Genomic DNA, 22,861 nt, shown 5'->3' with positions numbered 1-22,861 from the left:
CCGGCCGAGCCCGTTAAGACCGACGAGGGCAAATAGGATACTCTGAGTAGATGAGCGGGGAACACGCACTGGTCGACACCAAAGGCAAGTTCGTCCAGGTCGTCAAGGACGGGCGCAAGCGAAACGACATCGAGTGGCTACCCGGCCGCATCCTGCTTTCGAACAAACGGCTCGTGCTGGCGACCAACCAGGGCAAGCGCACCATCGCGCTCTCGAAGCTGACCAGCGTCACCGCCAGCCAGATGAACCAGTCGCTGGCGCAGGTCGACGGCTACGTCAAGCTCCAGGCCGGCCGGGACGCGTGGCTCGTCTCACCGAAAGCCAGCGAAGCGTTCGAGGAAGAGCTGTACAAGACGCTGCTCGACCAGATAGTCATCCTGGTGAAACACCCGGCGCTGAAAGGCGGCGTCGTCACGGAGGCCACCTGGGAGAAGGCCCGCTTCAAGCTAGACGAGGAGCAAGAGGACACCGTCAACATCGCTATCTCCAGCGGGACCTTCGTCGAACTCGACATCGACGACGTGGGCACCGTCAAGCAGAAACAGAAGGAGATACGCGGCACCGAACGGCCGTTGCTGGAGGTCGAACACACCATCGACGGCACGTCAGTCGAGACCCACATCTCCGGGTCCCCCCGGCACGTCTCGCTCATCGGCGGGCTCGTCAGGCAGGGCGAGCAGCGCAACGCCGCCGACGACGTCGACCTCTCGTCCGAGGAGACACAGGTGCTGATGGCGCTGTACTCGGGCATCTCGCCGTTCAAAATCCCCGACTTCGTCGACATGGACATCGACGAGGTCGAGGACGTCTACGACCGGCTGATGGAAGCCGACATCTTAGAGCCGGTCAGGACCCGTCGCGAGGTGCAACTGGAGGCCCGCGGGCGGTCCATCGCCGGCGATGCCATCGCCGACCAGTAGCCGGTTCCGAATCGAGGGCGCCTGGCCGAACGGGACGGCACGTGCGGAGTGACCGGGAAGCAGGTCGCCGGGCGAGCCCACCGCGTTTATATAGACCGGGTCGGACAGAGGGGATATGGCCGACACCGACGGCGGTTCGGACCGGTTGAGCGATTCGAATCTCTTCGTGACCGTCTCGGGGCCACCCGGGTCGGGCGTCACCACCCTCTGTGAGGGGCTCTCGTCGGCGCTCGACTGTGGCTACGTCTCGGGCGGGGAAGTGTTCCGGGAGATGGCCGACGAGCGGGATATGACCCTGACACAGCTCATCGCGGAGGCCGGCCAGTCCGACGAGATAGACCGGGCGCTGGACCGGCGGCTCCGGACCATCTCCGAGAAGTGGGGCGCTGCCAACAAGGCCTTCATCCTCGAATCCCGGCTGGCGGGATGGATAGCCGGCAACCGCGCGGACCTCCGTATCTGGCTCGACGCGCCGGCGAACGTCCGCGCCGACCGGACCCACGATCGCGAGGAGATGACCGCCGAGATGCAGGTCCGAGAGGTCATCGAGGAGTCGCGCTACGAATCGTACTACGATATCGACCTCTCGGACCGCTCGTTTTACGACCTCGTGGTCAACACCGGCCGCTGGAGCCCGGCCGGGACACTCCAGATTGTCCTCTCGGCCGTCCGCGAGTACGACCCAGACATCGACGAGGGAGCCTTCGAGACGGCCGACCTCGAGATTTAACACCGCGGGGTCGTGAGCGGCGTAGCGTTTTCAATGTCACAGGCAGGTGCGATGACGCTTTCGCTGGAACAAACTGACGTGAGTCGCCACCGCGAACATCGGTGCAAACGGACAGCCACCAGTCTCAGTCGCTCGATTGCTCGCCGCCGTCGGTCGCGTGCGGGTTGTCACTCCCGCCCGCCCCGTCGGCCATCGCCACAGTCCCGGCGTCAGCGAGCCGGTCGAGGTCGAACGTGGTCGAGGAGAGACGGGCGGCGACGAGCGTCCCGAGCGTCGAGACGACGACGGCGCCGCCAAACGAGGTTAGATACAGCGGGTCGGCGGCGGGCAGCGCGTCGCCAAGCAGCGGGACGGCCGTGATGACCCCGCGGAAGTCCGGGAAGAAGGCCAGCCCGACCCCCAGCCCGGCGAGGCTGCTGAGAAGCGCGCCCCGTCCGGTGAGCCGCCGGGAGTAGAGCCCGTAGACGAGCGGGACGGCGACGGCGGCCCCCAGCAGGTCAGCGAAGAAAAAGAGGCGGAGGACGCTGCGGGCCCGCAGGCTGACGTAGATGGCGGCGACGGCCACGACGAGCGTCAGGACGCGAGCGCCAAGCCGGAGCGTACGGTCGTCGGGGTCGGAAAGCAGTCGGGGGAGGTCCGCGGTGACCAGACTGGCCAGCGCCGAGAACAGCGAGTCGACGGAGCTGACGACGAGCAGCAGTGCGAGCAGGACGACCCCGAGGAGGATGGCCTCGCCGAAGGCGCTCTCGACGAGGACGAAGAAGGCCACGTCGGCGTTGTAGGCCGAACTGGTCACGTCGGTCACCACGCCGCCCTGGCCGACGGCGACGGTGCCCAACAGGGCGGCGACGACCACTATGGCGCCGTTGAGCACCGTGGCGTTGCGGAAGCCGCCCGCGACCGTCTCGCTGTCCCGGCCCGCGTAGACGCGCTGCCACCAGGTCTGGTTTATCATCTCCGCCCCGAAGATGGCGAAGGCGAGCGCGAGGCCGAACTGGAGGCCGGCGGCGTTGGTGGGATCCAGCAGCGCCGGGTTCGTTGCCGTGACGCCCGAGACCGCCGCGCCCGGCCCGCCCACGGCGAGAACGACGCCGCCGGCGACGATGGCCAGCAGCGGGACGACCAGTATCGCCTGGACAGTGTCGGTGACGATGGTCGCTCGCAGCCCGCCATAGCCCGTATAGAGGAGGACAAAGCCGCCGACGAGCACGGCGGTCTGCCACTGGGGGACGCCCGCGACCAGCGAGAGCGCGGCCGCGATTCCCGTCAACTCGGCGGCGACGAAGACGAACATGTACAGCGCCGAGACCAGCACGACGAAGCCGTACATCGTCGACCCGTAGCGGGCGTGGGCGTACTCCGTCAGGGAGTGGCCCTCGGGGAGCAGTTCGCGCACGCGGGGGCCGACTTTCGAGTAGACGAACATCGGCACGGCGGTACCGATACCGTAGCCCACGGCGGCGGCGATGCCAAATCCGGCGCCGGCTTCCGGCGCCGACAGCAGTATCCAGACGCCCATCGACGAGGCGACCAGCGTCGCCGTGGTCCGGCCCGGCCCCATCGAGTTCCGGGCAGTGAGGAAGTCGTCGGTCGAGCGGTCGTGCTGTCGTGTGTACCAGATACCCAGGGCCGCGAAGGCCACCATCGTGACCACGGTCAGCCCGAGCGCGAGCGTGCTGTCGACCATCAGCGGTCACCCCCGAGGGTCTCGCGGGAGCGTTTCCCCTCGTAGGCCGCATCGAAGAAGGCGACCTCGAGGTCGACGGTCCGACAGAACAGTTCGGCCAGGCGGGCCTGGCGGCGCTCGCTGGCGGCGGCGCCCTCGCGGTCCAGTTCCGTCCGGAGCCAGCCGACGAACGACTCGAACTCGGGAACTGCGTGCAGGTCTATCCACTCCTGGAGGTAGAAGCGGTCGGGGCCGTCGGCAGCGAGGTCGTCGTCGGTGGCCCACGAGAGATACACCCACTCGGCGGGGACCAGCACGGCCAGCGTCTCGGCGTAGCCGCCCTCGCGGGCCGCCCGCAGGAGGAGGTCGCGAAAGGCCGCCGTGGCCTCCGTCAGGTGGGGGTCCCCGTAGCGGGACACGGGGACGTCCAGCGCCTCGAAGGACCGCTGGAAGTAGTCGTCCTCGTCGCTGGTGACCGTCCCCAGGAAGTCGACGAGTCGAGACTTCGCAGCCATCGTCGGTGCGTCGCCGACGGCGTGGCCGAAGACGCCGACGAGCGTCTCGACGAAGGCGTAGTCCTGCAGGAGATACCGCCGGAAGACGACGTCGGAGAGCGTGTCGGCGTGGAGCTCGCGGACGAACTCGTGGGCCGTCGCGTCGTCCCAGGCGTCGCCCGACCGCTCGCGGAGCCAGTCGGTAAAGCGGGGGTCGGTTCGGTCGCTGGCGTAGTCGGTGTAGGTGGCCGGCACAGTCCCGGTGCCGTCGTTTCTCATATGCCCCACCCCTCCTCGCGCCAGGCGGCGTCCCAGAAGCGGTACTCGTAGCGGGCGGAGGTCTCGAAGATATCGCGGTAGCGCTCGCGTTCGGCCGCGGTGGCGCCCTCGGCCACGTCGTCCATCAGGGCCTTGCACCACTCGGTGAGTTCGGAGAACTCCTCGCCGGCGTACATCCCTATCCACTCACTGTAGCCCTCGTGGTCGGGGCGGCCCCGTTCGTCGAGGTGTTTCGCTGTCTCGTTGAACCCCCACATACAGGGCAGCAGGGCGGCGACGAGGTCGCCGAAGGTGCCAGTCGCGGCAATCCGGACCAGAAAGTCCGTGTACGCCTGCGTGGTCGGTGACGGGTCGGTCGCCTCGAGTTCGGCCTCGCTGAGACCGAACTCCGCGGCGTACGAGCGGTGGAGGTCCATCTCCGTATTGATAGTGCTGTCAAGCAGTTCGGCGAAGGTACCCATCCGCTGGAGGTCCGGGGCGTTGGCCGCGCCCAGCGCGAACAAGCGGGCGTACTCGACGAGATAGACGTAGTCCTGCCGGACCCAGTAGCGAAACGGCGATTCGTCGAGTGTGCCCTCGCCGAGCTGTTCGACCATCGGATGGGCGACGATGGCGTCCCAGATGGGGTCGCCGACGTCGGCCAGTTCGTCGGTGAAGCTCATGGGCGTGGCTGGGCGGCCCAGCGTAATATAACCTAGTGATACAATCCACTTATACGACGTCGACAGGCCGACAATATAAGCCACCGCTCCCCGAACGGCGGGGTATGTCGCTCCGGCTGCCAAGCGAGATCGTCGTCGAGGACGTGTTGCCGACGCTGCGTGCCCTGCTCGCCCGCGAACTCGCCGCCCACGGGCTGACCCAGGAGGAAGTGGCCGGCCACCTCGGCGTGACGCAGGCGGCCGTCTCGACGTACGTCAGCGGCGAACCGGAGCTGGAACCGCACATCGCTGAGCACCCCCGGACCGAGGCGACAGTCGAGTCGATTGCGGCGGGGCTGGCAAGCGGTGAGATGGACGGCTACGACGCGCTGGCCGAGGTACAGGAGCTGGTGCGAGCCTTCGAGGACCGCGGCCCCATCTGTGAGCTCCACGAGGAGGCGATGCCCGGCCTCGAAGGGCTCGGCTGTGACCTCTGTGTCCGGGGCGCGAACCCGGTCCTCCGGACCGAGCGCGCCGTGCTCGACGACGTCCGCGAGGCCGCCCGGGTGCTGGCGACGAGCCCCGGCGTCGCCGCCGCCGTCCCCAACGTCGGCACCAACGTCGGCACCGCCTTACCCGACGCCGCGGACGTGGCAGACGTGGCCGCGATTCCGGGCCGTATCTACGAGATGGGCGGCAGCGTCGAGGTGCCCGCCAACCCCGAGTTCGGCGCCTCCGAACACGTCGCGACGACGATTCTGGCCGCGATAGCCGTCGACGGCGAGCGTCGGGGCGCGGTCAACCTCGCCACCGAGGATACCCTGCTGGACGCGGCCGACGCACGCGGTCTCGACCGAATGGCGTTCGAGGCCGACTACGAGGACCGCGGGGAGCGGCTCACGGAGCAGTTCACGGAGCGCGGGGCTGTCCCGGACGTGCTCTACCATCGGGGCGCGTTCGGCATCGAACCAATCACCTACGTGCTCGGTGAGACGGGCGCCGAAGCCGCCCGACTGGCGGCCGAACTGGTCGCGGACGCGGCAGAACAGTAGCGGTAGGTCTGGCCGAGCGCGGCCTCTGTGCCGCGCTGGCGGGGAAGGGCAGGGCTGCCGTCGTAGAAACTAGAGAAGCGGTCAGTTAGCATCCGGCGGCTGTGCCGCCGGTTCTACCGCGGCGCGCGGGCTGGAGCGTGCCTCCGGCACGCGAAAGGAGCACGCCGCGATTTTTCCCCAAGTTTTTGCCCGAGCGAGCGTCGCGAAGCGACGCTCGCGACGGTGCAAAAAGTGGTAGCTACGCGTTGACGTCCTCCAGATGCCGGCTCGCGACGACCTGTCCCGTGGGTGTGAGCGTCGGCCCGTCGGCGCCGTCCTGGATGAGCCCGTCCGCCTCGAGGTCGGCCAACAGCATGGACACCTCCGAGGAGTCCTTCCCGAGGATGGAGGCCAGCGGCATCCCCTCCATATCGCCGGTGGAGTAGATGGCCACGAGCACCTCCTTTTTGCCCTTGGTGAGTTCGATCTTCTTGAGCTGCTCCATGAGTTCGGAGTACTCCCGGCGGAGATAGCGCCCGAGGATGGACATCTTCCGGCTCGTGGCCAGGGCGGCCTCCGTCGTGACGGCGGTGCCGTCCATCATGTGCCGGACCACGAGCACCGGCCGGTCGGCGCCCTGTATCTCGCGGGTGGTGCGCTCGAAGTCCGAGACGGTCTGGAGCTCGACGACGAAACTGCCGTCGTTCCGGCGGAACTCGACAGAGCCGGGCTTGAGAAAGAGGTTCGCACGCTTGAACCCCTCGTCGGTGACGCGGCCACCGACGCGGGCCCGTTCCTTGACCGTGGTCTCGGTCCCGTTGATGATGGCCTTGAACAGGACAGTGCCGAACTTCTCTATCTTCTCGTCGTCGGCCTCGATGGCGGCGACGAGCCGTTTCCCCGACCGCTCGAAGGCGACGGTCACCGTCGACTGGAAGAAATCGCCCAGGTCCGGCGGCACCTGACCGATAGCGATATCGAAGATGGAGTCCAGCGGAATCGTCAGCTTGTCGTCCTCGCTGGCGGCCAGGACCAGCCGTTTCTGGGAGAGGACCACGCGCCCCTTGATGGGGTCGCTGCGGCTGGCCACCTCGGAGTTGAACTGGCCGACGAAGTCCGCGATGACGGATTCCGACACGATATGCCTGCTACAGCGGCCCGGATATTGAGAGTTTCGCGCCAGTATCAGCTCGAAAAACCGGAGCCGACCGGCGCACGGAGCGGGCCTGGCGCCGACACGAGTCAGTATCGTCGGTGTGCATCGGCGACGGCAGTCCCGGGACCGGGACAGTCCGTCTCAGCCGTCGAGGTCGCTCGCGATGTCCGAAAGCGACGAGTCCGGCGCCTCGGTCGCGGTGTAGACGACGCGTTTGCCGGGCGTTCGCAGGCCGTACTGGTGGCACTCGGTGACGACGTCGAAGTGGGCCGAGCCGCCGACCGAGACCGTGGCGTCGGCGACCCACTCGGCGAGGCGGTTCTCGCCGTCGCGTTCGCGGGCCAGCCGGCGGTTGTCGGTGACGTGCGTGACGACCAAGTCGCCGTCGAGGCTGGTCTCGACGCGGGCCTCGTAGTCGTCGCCGTCGAGTGCGAGCGTGACGACGTCGCCGTCCTCCAGGCCGACAGCGTCGGGGAGCACAACGCGCGGGCGGCCGGTGCGGCCGACGGCCTCGATGGCGACGCGATGGGTGTCGACCGCGTCGTGGTCACTGGGGACGCGCTCGCTCATCGGCGTACGCGTGCCGGCGTCCCGGGACGGGCCGACCCGACGGTCGCTGCGGTACTGGACCGGGCTACAGCGGTCCCGCTCACTCGTCGGCGCCGAGCAGCTCGTCGACGTCGTCGCTGCCGCGCCCGACGATTTTCGCGTTGATCTGACGGGTCTCGTCGCTGACCTCGCGACCGCGGATGGTGATGCGTTTGCGCTCGCCGTCGGTGGTCGGCTCGAAGCCGATGCCGCCGTCGGACATGATGGACTTGGTGGCGACGCCGCGGACGTCCGGGCGCATCGGTCGGCCCGCCGTGTCGGAGCCACCGGTCAGTTCGAGCGTGTAGCCGTCGAGACCGACGGCGCCGCCGTCGACCTCGTCGCCGAGCTCGCGACCGATAAAGCGGTTCGCGTCCTGTCCGTCGACCTCGACTTGATACGTGTGGCCGCTCTCCGGATCGGAGACGGCGACCGTGAATTCAGCCATACGTCAGTCCAGTCCATCGCGCGTCAAAAACGCATCGAACCGTCCGCGAGAGCGGGAGAACAGCTGAAAGCATGACAAATAATGTTGTCTAGCCGCCATATTTGCTTACTAGTTAGGTGTAACCGGCAGGCACCTGCAGTGACAAGTAGGTATTACGATGACTCACACTACCGACGCCGACCACGAAACCCTCGGAACCACCCTGACGTCGCTCTCGAACTCCGCCGACGGACTGAGCCGGAGCGTCCGGGCGCTGAACCGCGCCGTCGACGACCTCCAGCTGTCGACGGAGCGCTGTGGCGAGACCCAGCGCGCTGCCTCCGAGTCGCTGACCCGCGCCGCCGACAACCTAGAACCAGTCTCTGTCGACGCGACGAGCGCGTCGGCCTCGGACAGCTTCGCTCCCGCCGACGACTGACGACTGCGACCGTCGCCGGTGCGCTCGTCGCCTACGTATCCGCGGCGACGATAGTACTCACGCGAGCGTTCGCTTTCAGTTTCAGCCCCGCGCCGCCGACCGTCAGCGGGAGTCGTGGTAGCGCCTCGACGTGCAGCGTCGGATGGGTCGCCCCGCGTTCAAGCAGTTCGGTCCGTGGCTGGACCGTCACGGTCGTCTCGCCCGTCAGTGACTCGTTGTACTCGAGGAGATACTGGCCCGCGTCCAGCGACCACCACTCGTAGTCGTCGTCGGGGTCGCGCTTCTCGCTCTTGTGTGGCACCGTTGTAGCCGGTTCGAGTTCGCCGCCGCCGAAATCGATGCGACCGGGTGCGACCACCTCGTATATCTTGGCGACGGTGAGGTCGACCCCCGTCCCCTGGGTCTGGGTCGGTTCGTGGACGATATCCGTGACGTAGTCGCTGAGTTCGGACATACCCGGTCTACCGGCGGTCGAGGCAAAACTATGGGGGCGGCCAGAGCGGGTGACTTTTGGGCGGTGGCCGACTCTCACCCGTATGAGCAACCACGCCGAGTTCCTGGCGGGCGAGCGACCGGACGACGTGCTCTTTTTCCTCCACGAGGACGCCGTCTCGAACCCCGGAGCGCTTTCTGAGTACGCCGACCCGGTCGACGACGGGCTGGTGCTGGTGCTACCCGGCGACAACGGTCGTGACGCCTTCCAGTCGGCAACCGGCATCGATCCGATGGGGCTGGCCCAGCAGGCGATGAAGACCGAGGGCGACGTTCACGACGACTGCACCGACGCGAACTGCCCCATCGCCGAGGAGGAACCCGAGGAGAACCACACGACGAAGTTCGTCTTCGCGTTCGCCGAGGAACAGAACGAAGAGGTCGGCGGCTTGTATGCCGAGGGCGACGTCATCCACGCCTACGCGGTCTGTGCCTGCGGGGAGCGCTACTCCGACAAGTGGGTCGTCGAGGGGTAGGCTACGCGGACAGCAGGAACGGTTCGGCGAGTCTCACGAGCAGCGCTTTCGGGAGTCCGGTGAGCGCGCTCCCGTCGTGGCGGTACGGCACGCCGACCTCGTCGCGGGTCACGCTATAACGGAGATGCTGGACGCCGTCGATGAGCAGCCACCCACCGACGACGACCAGCGCGACGGGGAACCAGACCGAGCCGAGCGTCGCGAAGTAGACGGCCCCGACGAGGACGACGACGCCGAACAGCGCGTTGCCGGCGTAGTCGCCGACGACGGCGTCAGCGAGCGATGCTGCGAGAGTGAGTATCAGGAAGCCCGCGGCAGTCACGGCGGCATAGCGGGGGGAGCCGTCGAGCACGTACAGCGTCGCGCCGACGACGGCCGCGTTGACGAACGTGCCAGCCACGTCCACACCGTCGGCGTGGCGCCGGAGACGAGCAATCGACATCTTGTGGTAGCTGATGTCGAATTTGACATATATCAGTGTTTCGTGGCTACCGCTCCGAATCCACGCCTTCGTCTTCCTCCTCGGGCAGCCGCTTGAACGCGTCGACGATGGCCTGTTTCGCGACCGCCCCGTTGGTCGTCCAGTGGTGGGCGTAGTCCATCATGTCGTCGTAGATGTCGGGCTTGCAGCCCGCCGCTTTCGGGTGGCCACCGCCGTTGACCTGCCGGGCGACCTCGTGGGCCCGCTCGAAGTTCTCGGTGCCCCGAATCGAGGCCGAGCCGGCGGGTTTGACGATGACGGCGGCGTCGGCGCCCCGCTCGCGCAGCGCCTCGGCGACCTCGTTTTGCGAACAGCGGCCGTAGGTGACACCGACGGTCCACTCGCCGACGTCGCGCAGTTCGGCCCGTTCGACGGCCTTCTCGATGAGCGCCTCCTTCTCGACGCGCTTCTCCGCGAGGAAGTCGTGAACCGGCGTCGAGAGGTCGGGCCCGTGCTCGGCGACGGCCTCGATGTACTCCTCGGGTTCGGCCCAGTAGGCAAAGTCGGCGAGGTCGTCGCTACGCTCGTCGTCGCGAATCCAGAGGTCGTGGTCACGCGTCACCGCGGCGAGTTCGGCCCACTGGTCGGCGAAGTCGTAGTCGAGCTGTTCGAGGGCCACGTCGGCCGTACAGACCGCCTCGGAGTCGCCCACGGTGCGCTCGACGCCCGCGTCGTCGACGATATCACCGAGGGCGTCGTCCCACTGGTGGTGGTCGAACCAGGCGACGTGCTCGACTCGCTCGACGAGATTGTCGAGCGCGCCCAGGTCCGCCTCGCTGTCCGGACAGAGGTCACAGACGTAGACGGTCGCGTCGGGCTCGCCGTAGTCAGCGGCCCACGCCAGCGCCTCCTGGAGGTTGTGCGGGCCCGCGGGGAGCAGTGCACCCTCACCATGGGCCTCACGAACCAGCGCCGTACAGGCGAGCCCGTCGGCGTCCGGGTCGGCGATGACTACGACGCCGGCGTCGGCGAGCGTCTCGGCGGCTTCGGCTTCTCTCTTCTCCTCCTCGAACGAATCCGGGTAGAAAAACCCCTCACCGGGCAGTACTGATTTGCGGCCGATAGAGAGGCGGTCGTCGTCGATGAGCCAGTCGTCCATGCCTACACCTGCCAGTCAGCGGCAATGAGTCCGGCGGTCCAGCGTTCGTGGTGTGAACGCTGGAGCATGGCACGGAGCAACGCGACGTGCCAGCGGTCCAGGGTTCGCCACGCGAACCCCGGAGCACGAAGGTGAGCGTCGCGAGTCTTCAGCGGTCCTGTTGTCAGACGTCCTGGCGTTCGGGGTTTGCCTCGCCCTCCAGCTGGCGGACCGACAGCACGGGCATCGGGGCGTGGCGGACGACCTCCTCGGCGACGCTTCCCAGGAGGAACGCGTGCTCGCCGTGGCGACCACGGGTCCCGGTCGCGATGAGGTCGGCCTCGACCTCCTCGGCGTAGGCCTGTATCTCCGCGGCTGGCTCGCCCTCGCGGACCGCGGTGACGACGTCGGCCTCGGTCTCGCCGTCGCTCGTCGCCGCCTCCCGGACGAAAGAGAGCGCACGGCCGCCGGTCGTCGCGAGGGCCCGTTCCAGCACGTCGCGGACGTCGTCGGGCGTGGACTCGACTTCGCCCTCGTCGACGACGTACAGCGCGTGGACGGTCGCGTCGAACTTCCCCGCGAGGTCGAGCGCGGCTTCGACGGCCCGCTGTGCGCTCCCCGAGCCGTCCGTCGCGATGACCACCGTATCGAACATACCTGTCTCTGGTCGGCCGACGGGCAAAAAGCCACCTCATCGGTCGCCACGGCCCGCTGCGAGCGATGGATGGCTTTTTGCCCGGCCCGGTCACAGACTGTTATGATGGACATCGACCTCGTGCTCGTCCCGGTCGACGGGAGCGACCGGTCCGAGCAAGCCGCGGAGTACGCGACCGCTATCGCCGAGCGGTACGACGCCAGCCTCCACCTCCTGTTCGTGCTGGACGAACGGCTCCGGCGAGACATCGACAAGGGGACCGTCGACGCCGAGTCGGTCGCACAGGACCACCGGGCGTTCAGCCAGCGGGTGCGCGAGCGCTCCCACGAACTGGGCCACGACGTCACGCTCGACACCTCGACGGCGACGGCGTTCTCCCAGAAGCGGTTGATGCAAAACCCCGGCAGCGTCGTCCTCGACGTGGCCGAAGACGTCGAGGCGGACTTCCTGGTCATCCCGCGGTCTCCAAACAGCGAGGACGCCGTCGGCCGCGCGGCCACCTACGTGCTCGAATACGCCAGCCAGCCGGTGCTGTCCGTCTAGAGCAGGATACTCATCTCGATTTCGAAACTCTCGGCCTCGGTCGTCTCGAACCCGACCTTCTTGTACAGCGCGACCGCGGGGTCGTTCCACCGCTCGACAGTCAGCCACACCTTCTCCAGCCCCTCGGACTGGGCCAGCCCCAGCAGCGTCTCGACGAGGTTGGTGCCGATACCGGCCCCCTGGAAGGGCTGGAGGACGAAGATGGCGAGCTCGTGCTCGCCGTGGCGGTCCGGCACCAGCGTCGCGTGTCCGACGACGCTGCCCTCGTGGACCGCGACGACGTTCAGCGTGTCCTCGCCGAGGATGGTGTCGAGCCAGTCCTCGATAGCCTCCTCCCGGGCCGGCGGGATGCCCTGTGCCCGGTCGGCCGGGTCGAAAGAGAGGTACATCTCGAGGACGCCGTCGTGGTCGCTGGCGTCGGCCGCCAGTAGCTCCACCTCGCGGCCCTCCCGGTCGGTGACGGTCCGGGGCGGTCCCGGGAACTTGTCGGCCGGTTCGTCCGGATAGTCGCGCGTCATCGGATGAGAGTCACCGGGGTCTGGGAGTTCAACAGCACGAACTCGACGATAGCGCCGAGCTGTATCTTGCCGAGCGTCGACCGTTCGCCGCCGCCCAGGACGATTCGGTCGAACCCGTCGCTCTCGGCCATCGAGACGAGTTCGCTCCCGGGCGAGTCGCCCTCCAGTCGGCGTATCGTCGCGTCGAAGTCTGTCTCTGCGAGTGTCGTCTCGACACGCTCCCGTATCTCCTCAGCGTCCGCGCTCACCTCCTCGTTGTGGAAGATCGCGACGGTCAGTTCGTCACCGGTTGCCTGTGCGCGTTCGACGGTCTCCTCCAGTGCGTGGTACGACAGCTCACTCCCACCAACACCGAGCAGAATGTCCATGTAGGGCCATTCCCGTCATCTGTCAAAAATCCCTGTGGCACGTCCTGCAGGCTGTGCGACACGTTACCCGGGGTCTCGGCCGGGCGAGGAAGTCAGGCGACGGAGCGGGGCGATACGCTTTTTCGCCGGGGGCACACACGGACAGCCATGACACCGCCGCCGGAAGACGAGGAGCCGACACGGGTCGTCTCGCCCCACGAGCCCGACGACGCGGGCGAGGAGAGCGAGCCCGATGAGCCACAGTCACCCTCGCCGGACGGGTCGGACGCGACGGACCCGGCCGCAGTCCCCGAGGACGTCCGGAAGTACGAACGTTTCACCAAGATAGAGAGTGGGACCTACGACCGCGCCAACGAGTTCCTGCGCGAGCGGACCTACATCACCGCCCGCGAGTGGGCCATCGCCCGCCTCTGTGCGGACTTCCGGACCGAGACCGGCGTCGAGATGACCAAGATAGGCGAGAACCTCCCCGAACTGGTCCCGTTCATGACCGACACCTACACGCCCCAGGCGGTCAACCAGGCTCGTGCGTCCTTCGAGGAGAAAGTCCGCAAGGCCGGGGCGACCTTCCTCTATGGCGCGATGTCGGATTTCTTCACCGCCGAGGAGTTAGACGACGTGATGTACGAGTCGACGGAGGTCGCGAAGTTCCTCCTGGAGGTCGAGGGCGTCGACCTCGCCGTCGAGGAGGAGATGGCGGCCGAGGACCGCATCTCGACGGTGATGCGCGAAGTGCGCGAACACTCGGCGGCACTGCGCCACGACGAGGTGTGTTGCCCCGAGTGTGGCCACGAGTTCGGTGTCGATGAGAAGTGAGGGCCTCTCGGTCCTGAAGTCGGACCTGTTCCTGGCGGCCATCATGCTCGGCACCGGACTGTTCAGCGGGGGGGGCGAGGCCGTCCGGGCGGTGCCGGTGGTGGGGGTGACCATCGCCGCCGGCATCGCCGTCTCGGTGTATCTCGCGGAACACGACGTGGTCCCGGGGGTCTACCCCGAGGTAGCCTCGGTCGCGGCCTTCCTCCTGACCGTCGCCGTCGGCGTCGGCTTCGCCCTCGTGCTGGCGGCCCCGACCGCGGTCGTCAGCGCGGCGGCGCTGACCGGCGGCGGCGCCGGGGTCGTCGTCTACCGGACCGTCTACGGCTTCTTTCTGCCAGTCCCGGCCTATCGACTCGAAAAAGACGAGGAGCCGGAAGAGACAGTCGAGACGGAGCAGCCCTAGCGGACGCCGAGCACTTTGCCACACCCCTTGCAGCGCCAGACGTCGTGGGAATCGACGCCTATCTGCATCCGGGGCGGGCCGTCGTCCTGCTCGACCAGTTCGACCTCGTCGACCACCTCGTGGTCGAGTTCGTGTTCGTGCTCGTACTCCCTGTCACAGTTAACACAGCGTACCATACCCGGTATCGGTCAGTGTGCAGCAAGAACACATCGGGGTCGTGCACCATCGATGCACATAGTTTGACTAGTCGAGCAGCTCGCCGTCGGCGTCGCGGACGTTCTCGCCCGCGTGGTCGTAGAACACGTCGCCCTCTGAATCACGCTCGAAAACCATCGTCCCCCGGACCATCGTCCACTCCGGGAAGACGGCGTCGAACCCCTCGAAGGGGGTCCAGCCGCAGTCGGTGTGGCGCTCGTCGGCCCGAATCTCGGTCGTCTCCGTGGTGTCGACCAGCACGAGGTCGGCGTCCTTGCCGGGCTCGATGGCACCCTTCTGGGGGATGTCGAACACCCGCGCGGGGTTGGCCGCGGTCAGGTCCCGCACCCGCTCGTAGCCCAGGTCGGTGTCGGGGTCGGCTGCCTCCGCGAGCAACAGCGGGAGCACCGTCTCGACGCCTGGCACCCCGGACGGGGCGTCCCAGATGCTGGCGTCCTTTTCTTCGACGGTGTGGGGCGCGTGGTCGGTCGCAATCATGTCGACGGTCCCGTCAGCGACCCGGTCGTACACCTCTCGCCGTCGCTTCTCGCGGCGCAGCGGCGGGTTCATCCGGCCGTAGGTGTCCAGCTCGCGCAGGTCCCGCCGGGAGAGCAGGAGGTGGTGTGGGGTGACCTCCGTCGTCATCCCCGCGTCGGCGGCGACGTCGATGCCCTCCGGCGTCGAGGTGTGGGCGATGTGGATGCGGGCACCGACCTCGGTGGCGGCGTCGCAGGCCCGCCGGACGGCCCGCTCCTCGGCTTCGGCCGTCCGGTAGGCGCTCCAGGCGTCGGCGTCGTCCCGGACCGTCGCGTCGTCGTTGAAATAGTCGGCGTCCTCGGCGTGGACCGTCACCGTGACGCCGGCGTCGGTCGCCGCGGCCAGGGCGTCTTCGAACAGCTCGCGCTCGATACCCATATCGCCCGTCGAATCGGCCAGGAACACCTCACCCAGCGCGAACAGCCGGCGCGAAAAGAGGCTCTCTGGGTCCCAGTCAGCCGTGACGCCGCCGTTGATACCCCAGTCGATTATCGAGTCCGCGGCGAACTCGACCTTGTCGTCGAAGGCGGCGCCGTCGACGGTCGGCGGATCGGTGTTTGGCTGGTCGACCACGCAGGTCACGCCGCCGGCGGCCGCGGCGCGGGAGCCCGTCTCCCACGTCTCCTTGTGGGGGTATCCCGGCTGTCGGAAGTGGACGTGGGCGTCTATCATCCCCGGGAACAGCCGTTTGCCCGAGACGTCGATAGTGCGCTCGTCATCGTCCGAGAGACCCCGACCCACCTCGGCGATGGTCTCGCCGCGCACCCGGACGTCTCGCTGTCGACCGTCCGCGAGTGTGGCGTTGCGGATGAGCATACCCTCCCTGGACCGGGCGAGCCCCTAAGTGTCTCGGATGCTGTCGCGGGCGGTGACGGTTCGAGCGCCGACGAGTTCGGTCACGAGCGCCTCGACCACGCCGGCCGCGTCCCCGCCAGCCCGCGTCACACTCCCCACGGAACCGGGGGCGAACGGCACCCCGAGTGCCTCGTAGACGGGGGCGAGCAACGCCGCGATAGCGTCGTGGTCCCGCACAATCACGACACCGGCGGAAAGCGCCACGTCCTGCCGGACGCGCTGGGCGATGCCGACGAGCTTGCCGTCGGCCTGCAGCGAGTGGGCACCGGGACAGAACGAGTCGGTCGGTTCGCCCTCGCTGGCGTCGACGCCCACGGCTTCGAGTGCGCGCTGGACCGCCCCGCTGACGCGGTCGTACCGGTCGCCGATTCCTTCGCGTCCGTCGGCGGTGGGCTCAGCCAGCGCGAACGCGACGGTCTGGCCGGTGTAGGCGACGGCGCGGCCGCCGACCTCGCGTTCGAGGACGCCGTAGCCTCGCTCCGTGGCCGCCTCGCGGGCCCGGTCGTAGCCCTCGGCGCGCCGGTCCCGTCGACCGAAGGCGACCTGCCGGTGGGGACGCCAGACTCGGAGGGCGGGTTCGCCGTCGTCGGCGACGCGGGCGACCAGCTCGCGAGTGCGGTCGTAGTCGCGCTTGTGGTCGCTCGCCCGGCCCCGCAGGAGTCGCATAGCCGGTGTATGCGGTAGGCGGACTAAACACTCACGTCGATAGCGAACAGGCGACACTCGAAAACCGTGACGGACTCTCTGCTCGCGGGTCACTTCCGTTCCCCGTCGTCGGGCGGCACAGCCGCCCGACTGCCTGCGGGACCAGCGGTCCCGCTCCGCTCGCTATCCGAGGTTTCTCACTTCGTTCGAAACCTCGCCTGTGTCGCACTCCCGCTGGACCCGCCACGGCGGTTCCTAGCGCATACGTGGCCCTGGCCCCGCCATCACGTATGAACGCTCGGACGATAGGCACATACTGGCCCGTTCCTAACCGGGGGCAATGGCCGTCACTGTCCCGCCGGACGTACTCTATCAGTACTACCGGTTCTCGCTGTACAACTCACCCTTCGAGGCCCACGACGAGGGCTGTGCCATCGACCTCTATCCCGACGGAGCCAGAGCGCCCTCGCCGGTCGCCGGCGAGATACTCGACACGAAGACGGTGCGGGCGCCGCCGAAAGCCTACGCCGCCGAGCACGACTATCTGATTCTGGTCGACACCGGCGACCACGTCGCGCGCCTGCTCCACGTGAAACCGGGGGTCGAGGCCGGGGACCGCGTCGCCGTGGGCGAGGACCTGGGCGAACTCGTCCGGGCGGGCTTTTTCGCGCCCTGGGTCCCCAACCACATCCATCTGGGCTTCAGGGCCGCCGACGCGAACCCCTATCGGGCGGCGGGCTCCCTCCCGGTCGAGGCCGGCGTCGACGTGGAGCCGCTTGCGTGGGACGGCACGGGCACCGTCGCCGAGACCGGCGAGACCTGGGCGCGCCTGGACAGCCCCACACATCCCGCGCCGGGCGAGCGATTCGTCGGGCTGGCGGCTGGCGGGGCCGGCGTCCTCGACGGCGGCCTCCCCCACTACGACTGGGGCGGCGCGCTCGGGGGCGAGGACGGGACGGTACACCTGGCCGGCCAGCGCGTCGGCGTCGCCGAGGGGCGCACCGTCGCGTGGGACGACCGCCGGATACTCGCGAACGGCGAGCCCGTCACGGGCGTGGCGCTGTTCTGTTCACGGGACGACGCCGGGGTGAAGCTGGTGGGCGAGGATGTCGACCTCGCGGTCGGCGAGCGGGTCGAGGTGACCGTCAGCAGCGCCAGCGCGTGAGCGGGGCCCCGCAGACGACACGAATCCGTCTCACTCGAAATCGACCTCGCGGCGCTCGGTCACCTCGCCGAACAGCCAGTCGGCGTGTTCGACGGCGTACTCGCGGTGCTCGGCCTCGATGAAGCCGATGGCGTCCTCGACGAGGACGGGACGGTAGTCCCGCAGCCCGGCGCTAGAGGCGGTGTGGAGCACGCAGACGTTCGCGAGCGTGCCACAGACGACGAGGTCCTTGACGCCGTGGGCGTCGAGCCACCCCGCCAGCTGGGTCTCGTGGAAGGCGTCGTAGGTGTGCTTCTCCACCACGAGGTCGTCCTCGCGGGGGGACAGTTCCTCGACGAGTTCGGCCTCCCAGGAGCCCTCGAGGACGTGCTCGCCCCAGCGGTCGAACTCGTCGTAGTAGTGGGCGTCCTCGAACTGCTCGGGCGGGTGGACGTCGCGGGTGAAGACGACGCTCGCGCCGGCGTCGCGGGCCCGCTCGACCAGCCCCGCGACGGGCTCGATGGCGGCTTCGCTATCCGGTGCGTAGAGGCTCCCCTCGGGGTGACAGAAGCCGTTCTGCATATCGACGACCACGAGAGCTGTCTGCTGTGGGTCCAGTTGCATACGCGCCCATTCGGTCGGGACCCCTACGTAAGCTTCGGGCGTGTAACTTTTGGCCGTGCCCCCCGAGGGTTCGCTAATGCGACGTGAGTTTGGGGCCGTCTGCTTTGCCGTGTTGCTCCTGCTGGCCGGCTGTCAGGGGCTGGGTGTCGGGGCAGACGAGGGGACACCGACCGGGACAGACGAGACACTGACTGTGACCGAGAACGGGACCGAGCGGCCGACAAACTCCACAGAGCTTGAGCTGCAGACCGAAAGCGGACCCTCGGACGGCTCGTCGACCGTCCGCCCGGACCCCGAGAGCGACCGGGTCGGCTGGGAGAACGGTTACTGGCACAACGACTCGCTCGACGTGGACAACAGCGACGGGCTCAACGACACCGAGCTTTCGGCCGTCGTCAACCGGTCGATGGCCCGCGTCGAGTACGTCCGCGGGCTGGAGTTCGAGGAGGACGTGCCCGTCACCACCATCTCGCGGGCCGAGTATCGGAACCAGAGCGGCAACGGTAGCTACGGCGACGCGCTGCAGACCTTCGACAACGCGAAGTTTGAGGCGCTGTTCCTCATCGGCGAGAACGACAGCTCCGTCGAGACCCAAGAGCGCACGCTCGGCGACAGCGTCCAGGGGTATTACAGCCCGTCACAGGACGAAATTGTCATCGTCACCGACTCCGAGACGCCCGAAATCGGCGAGAAGACCCTCTCACACGAGCTCGTCCACGCGCTGCAGGACCAGCAGTTCGGCATCGATGGCAACGCCAGCACCCGAGACGCCATCCAGGGCCGTAACGCGCTCATCGAGGGCGACGCCCGCACCGTCGAAACCGAGTATATGGACCACTGCGAATCGAACTGGTCGTGTATCAAGGTCGACCAGTCAGGCGCGAGCAGTGGGAGCAGTGACGCACATATTGGCGTCTTCTATATGCTGTATTTCCCCTACAGCGACGGAACCTCGTTCGTCGCCGACCTCCGTGACCAGGGCGGCTGGGACGCAGTGAACGACGCCTACGACGACGTCCCCGACGGGGCGCGCGAGGTCACCACGCCGACGGACTACCCCGAGTGGGAGGCCCGCGAGGTGACGCTCCCGGCCCCGCCGAGCGACGACTGGGAGCGGGTGCGGCCGTCGGCCGACCGCGACCGACCGGACTACGCCACCGTCGGCCCGTCGGCCATCGCCGCGGCGATAGCGTACACAGTGTTCGACGATTACAACGACAGCTCGGTCGTCAACCGGTTCGACCTGGCCGACTCCGACACCGTCGCCACCGACCCGTACAACTACGACCTGCCGGGGACGAGCGGCTGGGACGGCGGGCGGATGCAGGTCTACACGAACGACGGTGAGACGGGCTACGTCTGGCGAACGGCCTGGACTGACGACGCGGCGGCCGAGCAGTTCGCGACGTCGTGGGAGCGGGTCATCCGGCACTGGGGCGGCGAGCGCACCGCCGACGGAAACTGGGTCATCGCCGAGGAGAGTCCGTTCGGCGACGCCGTCGCCGTCCACGTCGAGGGCGACACCGTCACGGTAGTCAACGCCCCGACAGAGGCGGAGCTGACCGAGCTGTACGATGCGTAGGCGAGCGGCGCTCGCGCTCGGTCTCGCCCTGGCGCTCGCGCTCGCGGGCTGTTCGGTGCCGTTCTGGGGCCACCCCGAGGAGCCACGCGGCGGGGACGCCATCGGCTGGGAGAACGGCTACTGGTACGACGACCCGGTCGACGTGACGACGAGCGACGGCCTCAACGAGAGCGAACTGGAAGCCGTCACGGCCCGGACGATGGCTCGCATCGAGCGCATCCGCGACCGGGAGTTCGAGTCCACGGTCCCCGTCGAGGTCATCTCGCGGGCCGAGTACCGCAACCGGTCGGGCGGCCGCGGGAGCGGCGTCGCCGGCGGGGACCCCTGGAACGACCAGGTGTGGGAGGCGCTGTTGCTCGTCGGCGAGGACTCGGGGAGCAGCGAGGCCATCAGCGACACGCGGAGCGACTCGGTCCTGGGGTACTACTCGCCGAGCCGGGACCGCATCGTCATCGTCAGCGAGAGCGAGACGCCGGTCGTCGACCGCGGGACGCTGGCCCACGAACTCGTCCACGCGCTCCAGGACCAGCAGTTCGGCCTCGGCGGCGCGCCCGAGACACAGGACACACAGCTGGCCAGAAACGGCGTCGTCGAGGGCGAGGCCAACTACATCGAGAATACCTACGAGAAGCGGTGTGAGCGCCGCTGGAGCTGTATCTCGACGCCCGAGCGCGGCGGTGGCGGTGGCGGCGGTGGTGAGAACCGCGGCGTGTTCACTGTCATCATCCAACCCTACGTCAGCGGGCCGGCCTTCATCGACAGCGTCTACGACGAGGGGGGCTGGGACGCCGTCGACGCGCTCCACGAGGACTACGCCGCAAGTTCCGAGCAGATTATCCACCCCGAGCGCTACCCCGACGAGACGCCCGTCGATGTCACCGTCGCCGACCGCTCGAACGGCGAGTGGAACCGATTCGACCACGACCCGGTCGGCGACACGGTCGGGGAAGCCTCCATCTTCGCGGCGATGTACCACAACGACCAGACGACCGCCGACCGCTACAGCTACGTGAGCCAGCCCTCGGAGGGGTGGGCCGGCGACACAGTCGTGCCCTACCGGAACGGCTCGGGTGGCGGCGGCTATGTCTGGGAGAGCCGCTGGGACACCGAGGGCGACGCCGTCGAGTTCGCGGCCGCCTACCGCGACGCCCTAACCGGGACACACGACGCCCGCACCCCCCGCGAGAACGTCTACGTCGTCCCCGACGGCGAGTTCGCCGACGCCTTCCGCATCGTCCGCGAGGGCCGGACGGTCCGCATCGTCAACGGTCCGACGGTCGACGACCTGGACGGAATCCACCGCGCTGGCGGCTGATACGCTCGGCTGTGACAGGGCTACGGGTCCAGACGGCGGAACCCCAGTCGCATGACGCCCGTGGCGACGGCGAAGAACGGGACCATGGCCCAGAGGTCGTAGGGCCGACTCGACAGGGCGAAGTAGACGATCGCGAGGTCGGCGATAAACAGGTAGCAAAGCATCCAGACGGCCGAGCTGGCACTGGACCGAATCGGCGCCGGCTCCGTCCCCTCCCACCGGTCCAGACTGTCGAGAATGGCGGTCGGGTCGTCCGAAAACTCGGAGAGCGCCGTCCGCTTGACGCCGGGCACCCGTTCGAGCGTCGCGAAGGGGATCTTGTCGGTGAGAAAGCGGACAAAGCGGAGATTCGGGGTGAGCGTGTCCGTCAGCACGAGCAGCCCGGCGACCAGCAGGAGTCCACCGGGGAAGAAGCGATAGCGATGCAGCAGGTGGGCGTCGTCGGGGTCTTCGGGGTCGTAGTAGACGGTCGTCGTCGCTCCGGCCCGGCGCGCGGGGAGGAGTGCGGCTGCATCCGACCGGTTGTCGGTGGCGATGTCGGTCCCGGCGGCGACGTTCTCGCCCGTGTACCGCTCGCCGTCGACGGTGTAGTTGTACGTGACGTTCGGCCTGTAAACCACGTTCCGGAGGCCGAATTCGGGCTGTTGGGCCCCCTGGTCGGTGGTGGCGTTGGCCTGGCCCGGGTCGAACCCGTCGGTGTACTGGGGCTGGACCTGGGCGCGCTCCATCGTGGCCGTCGTCGACTCGTACCCGCTGAGTCGGTAGTACTGGCCCGTGGCCAGCACGCCACCGGAGACCAGCAGCGTCAGCGCGACCACGAGACCGAGGACGCGCGGCTGACTCGGCATATGCCAACGTACGCGCCTGTCGTGGAAAAATTTCCGACAGTTCGGGTCGTTCGCACGACCGCGCTCGCCCGTTCGTGCCACCCCCACACGGGTGATGACGAGGCGTTCGACAGCGCCCTCTAGTCCAGCAGGGTCGCAAACCCCAGCCGCATGACGCCGGCGACGACGACGAGCGGGGTCAGGACGCCCCAGAGGTCGTACGGCCAGCCAGAGAGCCAGAAGTAGCCGATAGCGATGTCGGCCATGAAGAGATAACAGAGGAACCAGACGGCGGGGACAGCCCCGCCACGGACGGGCGCCTCCCCGCCGCCGCTCCAGCGCTGTTGATTCTCCAGTATGGCGGTTGGGTCGTCGGGCGCGTGGGCGACCGTCTGTGGCTCGACGCCGGGCATCCGTTCGAGCAGGTCGATGGGAAACAGGGAGCTGAGAGTGCGGACGAACCGCAGCTTCGGCGTGAGCGTGTCCGTCAGGACGAACAGGCCAAAGACCAGGAGCACCCCGCCCGGGAAGAAGTTGTAGCGCGGGAGCAGATGGGCGTTGCCGGGGTTGCCGGGGTCGTAGTACACTGTCGTCGTCCCGGCCGACGACGCGAGGACGGACTCGAGTTTCTCGCGGTTGCCCGTGATGATGCCCGTCCCGGCGGCGACGTTCTCGCCGGTGTAGCGCTCGCCGTCGACCATGTAGGTGTACGCGACGTCCGGCGCGTACGCCGCGTCGACGGCGACGACCTCGACCTGGGCGCGCTCCACCGTGGCCGTCGTCGACTCGTACCCGCTGATGTGGTGGTACTGGCTCGCGGCCAGTACGCCGCCGGAGAACAGCAGCGTAAGCCCGACGATGAGTCCGAACACGCGCGGCGGACTCCACATATATCAGCATTGACGCGTGTCCGGTAAAATTTTCCGCCAGTGCGTC

General features: G+C 68.1%; 29 protein-coding genes. 11 read left to right on the top strand and 18 right to left on the bottom strand.

The genetic code is table 11. The annotated features are described in order from the left end of the window. Nucleotides 1-50 precede the first annotated feature (50 nt). Together P1K32_RS09505 and cmk are read left to right on the top strand one after the other, a co-directional pair. On the top strand, nucleotides 51-920 hold the full coding sequence (locus tag P1K32_RS09505) for a CheF family chemotaxis protein (RefSeq protein ID WP_276249497.1): 870 nt from the start codon (nucleotides 51-53) through the stop codon (nucleotides 918-920). Between the two features lie 115 nt (nucleotides 921-1,035). Next, entirely contained in the window at nucleotides 1,036-1,650 is a 615-nt protein-coding gene (gene cmk, locus P1K32_RS09500; protein WP_276249496.1) for a (d)CMP kinase, read from the top strand. 124 nt (nucleotides 1,651-1,774) lie between these two features. Here the strand turns inward: cmk and P1K32_RS09495 are convergent, their stop codons facing one another. Genes P1K32_RS09495 through tenA form a run of 3 tightly spaced genes read right to left on the bottom strand, consistent with a single transcriptional unit; the run spans nucleotide 1,775 to nucleotide 4,751 of the window. Then, nucleotides 1,775-3,337, bottom strand: coding sequence for a sodium:solute symporter family transporter (locus tag P1K32_RS09495; protein WP_276249495.1), 1,563 nt, complete (start codon nucleotides 3,335-3,337; stop codon nucleotides 1,775-1,777). After that, the gene (locus tag P1K32_RS09490) at nucleotides 3,337-4,089 is read right to left on the bottom strand and encodes a TenA family protein (RefSeq protein ID WP_276249494.1); all 753 of its coding nucleotides are present in this window, start codon (nucleotides 4,087-4,089) and stop codon (nucleotides 3,337-3,339) included. Before P1K32_RS09490 ends, P1K32_RS09495 begins: the two co-directional genes overlap by 1 nt. Beyond that, complete coding sequence (gene tenA / locus P1K32_RS09485) at nucleotides 4,086-4,751, bottom strand: thiaminase II (RefSeq protein ID WP_276249493.1); 666 nt, start codon at nucleotides 4,749-4,751, stop codon at nucleotides 4,086-4,088. The genes P1K32_RS09490 and tenA overlap by 4 nt, the downstream gene beginning before the upstream one ends. Nucleotides 4,752-4,855: 104 nt before the next feature. Here tenA and P1K32_RS09480 point away from each other — a divergent pair, with 104 nt between their 5' ends. Beyond that, entirely contained in the window at nucleotides 4,856-5,782 is a 927-nt protein-coding gene (locus P1K32_RS09480; RefSeq protein WP_276249492.1) for a thiamine-phosphate synthase family protein, read from the top strand. Between the two features lie 238 nt (nucleotides 5,783-6,020). On the opposite strand, the gene P1K32_RS09475 is transcribed toward P1K32_RS09480, so the two are convergent. The 3 genes from P1K32_RS09475 to P1K32_RS09465 form a co-directional block, all read right to left on the bottom strand. After that, a complete protein-coding gene (locus P1K32_RS09475) occupies nucleotides 6,021-6,899 on the bottom strand; it encodes a CheF family chemotaxis protein (RefSeq protein WP_276249491.1) in 879 nt (292 codons plus the stop codon). Between the two features lie 159 nt (nucleotides 6,900-7,058). Then, entirely contained in the window at nucleotides 7,059-7,487 is a 429-nt protein-coding gene (locus P1K32_RS09470; protein WP_276249490.1) for a DUF7112 family protein, read from the bottom strand. A 79-nt stretch (nucleotides 7,488-7,566) separates the two neighbouring features. After that, complete coding sequence (locus P1K32_RS09465; protein WP_276249489.1) at nucleotides 7,567-7,953, bottom strand: 30S ribosomal protein S6e; 387 nt, start codon at nucleotides 7,951-7,953, stop codon at nucleotides 7,567-7,569. Nucleotides 7,954-8,110: 157 nt separating this feature from the next. Here P1K32_RS09465 and P1K32_RS09460 point away from each other — a divergent pair, with 157 nt between their 5' ends. Beyond that, a complete protein-coding gene (locus P1K32_RS09460; protein WP_276249488.1) occupies nucleotides 8,111-8,371 on the top strand; it encodes a hypothetical protein in 261 nt (86 codons plus the stop codon). A gap of 31 nt (nucleotides 8,372-8,402) precedes the next feature. Here P1K32_RS09460 and P1K32_RS09455 read toward each other — a convergent pair whose 3' ends face one another. Then, on the bottom strand, nucleotides 8,403-8,825 hold the full coding sequence (locus P1K32_RS09455; RefSeq protein ID WP_276249487.1) for a dCTP deaminase/dUTPase family protein: 423 nt from the start codon (nucleotides 8,823-8,825) through the stop codon (nucleotides 8,403-8,405). Between the two features lie 82 nt (nucleotides 8,826-8,907). Here P1K32_RS09455 and P1K32_RS09450 point away from each other — a divergent pair, with 82 nt between their 5' ends. Then, on the top strand, nucleotides 8,908-9,339 hold the full coding sequence (locus P1K32_RS09450; RefSeq protein WP_276249486.1) for a DUF5807 family protein: 432 nt from the start codon (nucleotides 8,908-8,910) through the stop codon (nucleotides 9,337-9,339). Nucleotide 9,340: 1 nt separating this feature from the next. On the opposite strand, the gene P1K32_RS09445 is transcribed toward P1K32_RS09450, so the two are convergent. The 3 genes from P1K32_RS09445 to P1K32_RS09435 all read right to left on the bottom strand — a co-directional run bounded on the left by P1K32_RS09445 (nucleotide 9,341) and on the right by P1K32_RS09435 (nucleotide 11,553). Continuing rightward, nucleotides 9,341-9,781, bottom strand: a complete 441-nt coding sequence (locus P1K32_RS09445; RefSeq protein ID WP_276249485.1) for a hypothetical protein — start codon at nucleotides 9,779-9,781, stop codon at nucleotides 9,341-9,343. A 46-nt stretch (nucleotides 9,782-9,827) separates the two neighbouring features. Beyond that, on the bottom strand, nucleotides 9,828-10,919 hold the full coding sequence (locus P1K32_RS09440; protein ID WP_276249484.1) for a DHH family phosphoesterase: 1,092 nt from the start codon (nucleotides 10,917-10,919) through the stop codon (nucleotides 9,828-9,830). A gap of 163 nt (nucleotides 10,920-11,082) precedes the next feature. After that, complete coding sequence (locus tag P1K32_RS09435; protein WP_276249483.1) at nucleotides 11,083-11,553, bottom strand: universal stress protein; 471 nt, start codon at nucleotides 11,551-11,553, stop codon at nucleotides 11,083-11,085. A gap of 105 nt (nucleotides 11,554-11,658) precedes the next feature. Here P1K32_RS09435 and P1K32_RS09430 point away from each other — a divergent pair, with 105 nt between their 5' ends. Beyond that, nucleotides 11,659-12,096 carry a universal stress protein gene (locus P1K32_RS09430; RefSeq protein WP_276252183.1) on the top strand — a complete coding sequence of 146 codons (438 nt, stop codon included), beginning with the start codon at nucleotides 11,659-11,661 and terminating at the stop codon, nucleotides 12,094-12,096. Here the strand turns inward: P1K32_RS09430 and P1K32_RS09425 are convergent. Next, nucleotides 12,093-12,614 carry a GNAT family N-acetyltransferase gene (locus P1K32_RS09425; RefSeq protein ID WP_276249482.1) on the bottom strand — a complete coding sequence of 174 codons (522 nt, stop codon included), beginning with the start codon at nucleotides 12,612-12,614 and terminating at the stop codon, nucleotides 12,093-12,095. The genes P1K32_RS09430 and P1K32_RS09425 overlap by 4 nt on opposite strands. Continuing rightward, nucleotides 12,611-12,982 (bottom strand): universal stress protein, encoded by a 372-nt coding sequence (locus P1K32_RS09420; RefSeq protein WP_276249481.1) that lies wholly within the window; start codon nucleotides 12,980-12,982, stop codon nucleotides 12,611-12,613. Before P1K32_RS09420 ends, P1K32_RS09425 begins: the two co-directional genes overlap by 4 nt. A gap of 147 nt (nucleotides 12,983-13,129) precedes the next feature. Here P1K32_RS09420 and P1K32_RS09415 point away from each other — a divergent pair, with 147 nt between their 5' ends. Both P1K32_RS09415 and P1K32_RS09410 read left to right on the top strand, forming a co-directional pair. Then, nucleotides 13,130-13,798, top strand: coding sequence for a DUF5806 family protein (locus P1K32_RS09415; protein WP_276249480.1), 669 nt, complete (start codon nucleotides 13,130-13,132; stop codon nucleotides 13,796-13,798). Then, nucleotides 13,788-14,201, top strand: a complete 414-nt coding sequence (locus P1K32_RS09410; protein WP_276249479.1) for a hypothetical protein — start codon at nucleotides 13,788-13,790, stop codon at nucleotides 14,199-14,201. The genes P1K32_RS09415 and P1K32_RS09410 overlap by 11 nt, the downstream gene beginning before the upstream one ends. Here P1K32_RS09410 and P1K32_RS09405 read toward each other — a convergent pair. The 3 genes from P1K32_RS09405 to P1K32_RS09395 all read right to left on the bottom strand — a co-directional run bounded on the left by P1K32_RS09405 (nucleotide 14,198) and on the right by P1K32_RS09395 (nucleotide 16,454). Then, entirely contained in the window at nucleotides 14,198-14,377 is a 180-nt protein-coding gene (locus P1K32_RS09405; protein ID WP_276249478.1) for a hypothetical protein, read from the bottom strand. The two genes, P1K32_RS09410 and P1K32_RS09405, sit on opposite strands and share 4 nt — an antisense overlap. Nucleotides 14,378-14,444: 67 nt before the next feature. Further along, entirely contained in the window at nucleotides 14,445-15,749 is a 1,305-nt protein-coding gene (locus P1K32_RS09400) for a dihydroorotase (protein ID WP_276249477.1), read from the bottom strand. Nucleotides 15,750-15,773: 24 nt separating this feature from the next. Further along, nucleotides 15,774-16,454, bottom strand: coding sequence for a lipoate--protein ligase family protein (locus P1K32_RS09395; RefSeq protein ID WP_276249476.1), 681 nt, complete (start codon nucleotides 16,452-16,454; stop codon nucleotides 15,774-15,776). 319 nt (nucleotides 16,455-16,773) lie between these two features. Here P1K32_RS09395 and P1K32_RS09390 point away from each other — a divergent pair, with 319 nt between their 5' ends. After that, nucleotides 16,774-17,598, top strand: coding sequence for a DUF8155 domain-containing protein (locus tag P1K32_RS09390; RefSeq protein WP_276249475.1), 825 nt, complete (start codon nucleotides 16,774-16,776; stop codon nucleotides 17,596-17,598). 30 nt (nucleotides 17,599-17,628) lie between these two features. Here the strand turns inward: P1K32_RS09390 and P1K32_RS09385 are convergent, their stop codons facing one another. Further along, nucleotides 17,629-18,201 carry a cysteine hydrolase family protein gene (locus P1K32_RS09385; RefSeq protein ID WP_276249474.1) on the bottom strand — a complete coding sequence of 191 codons (573 nt, stop codon included), beginning with the start codon at nucleotides 18,199-18,201 and terminating at the stop codon, nucleotides 17,629-17,631. Between the two features lie 76 nt (nucleotides 18,202-18,277). Between P1K32_RS09385 and P1K32_RS09380 the strand changes: the two genes are divergently transcribed. Both P1K32_RS09380 and P1K32_RS09375 read left to right on the top strand, forming a co-directional pair. Further along, entirely contained in the window at nucleotides 18,278-19,783 is a 1,506-nt protein-coding gene (locus P1K32_RS09380; RefSeq protein ID WP_276249473.1) for an Hvo_1808 family surface protein, read from the top strand. After that, nucleotides 19,776-21,098, top strand: coding sequence for an Hvo_1808 family surface protein (locus tag P1K32_RS09375; RefSeq protein WP_276249472.1), 1,323 nt, complete (start codon nucleotides 19,776-19,778; stop codon nucleotides 21,096-21,098). Before P1K32_RS09380 ends, P1K32_RS09375 begins: the two co-directional genes overlap by 8 nt. Nucleotides 21,099-21,118: 20 nt before the next feature. Here P1K32_RS09375 and P1K32_RS09370 read toward each other — a convergent pair whose 3' ends face one another. Both P1K32_RS09370 and P1K32_RS09365 read right to left on the bottom strand, forming a co-directional pair. Further along, the gene (locus tag P1K32_RS09370) at nucleotides 21,119-21,946 is read right to left on the bottom strand and encodes a DUF3592 domain-containing protein (RefSeq protein WP_276249471.1); all 828 of its coding nucleotides are present in this window, start codon (nucleotides 21,944-21,946) and stop codon (nucleotides 21,119-21,121) included. A 119-nt stretch (nucleotides 21,947-22,065) separates the two neighbouring features. Then, on the bottom strand, nucleotides 22,066-22,815 hold the full coding sequence (locus P1K32_RS09365; protein WP_276249470.1) for a DUF3592 domain-containing protein: 750 nt from the start codon (nucleotides 22,813-22,815) through the stop codon (nucleotides 22,066-22,068). Between the last annotated feature and the right edge of the window lie 46 nt (nucleotides 22,816-22,861).

The organism is Haloarcula rara, from assembly GCF_029338235.1.
GTDB classification, from domain to species: domain Archaea; phylum Halobacteriota; class Halobacteria; order Halobacteriales; family Haloarculaceae; genus Haloarcula; species Haloarcula rara.
Note: the sequence above shows the minus strand (reverse complement) of the source record. Positions and strands in the feature narration are given on the sequence as shown.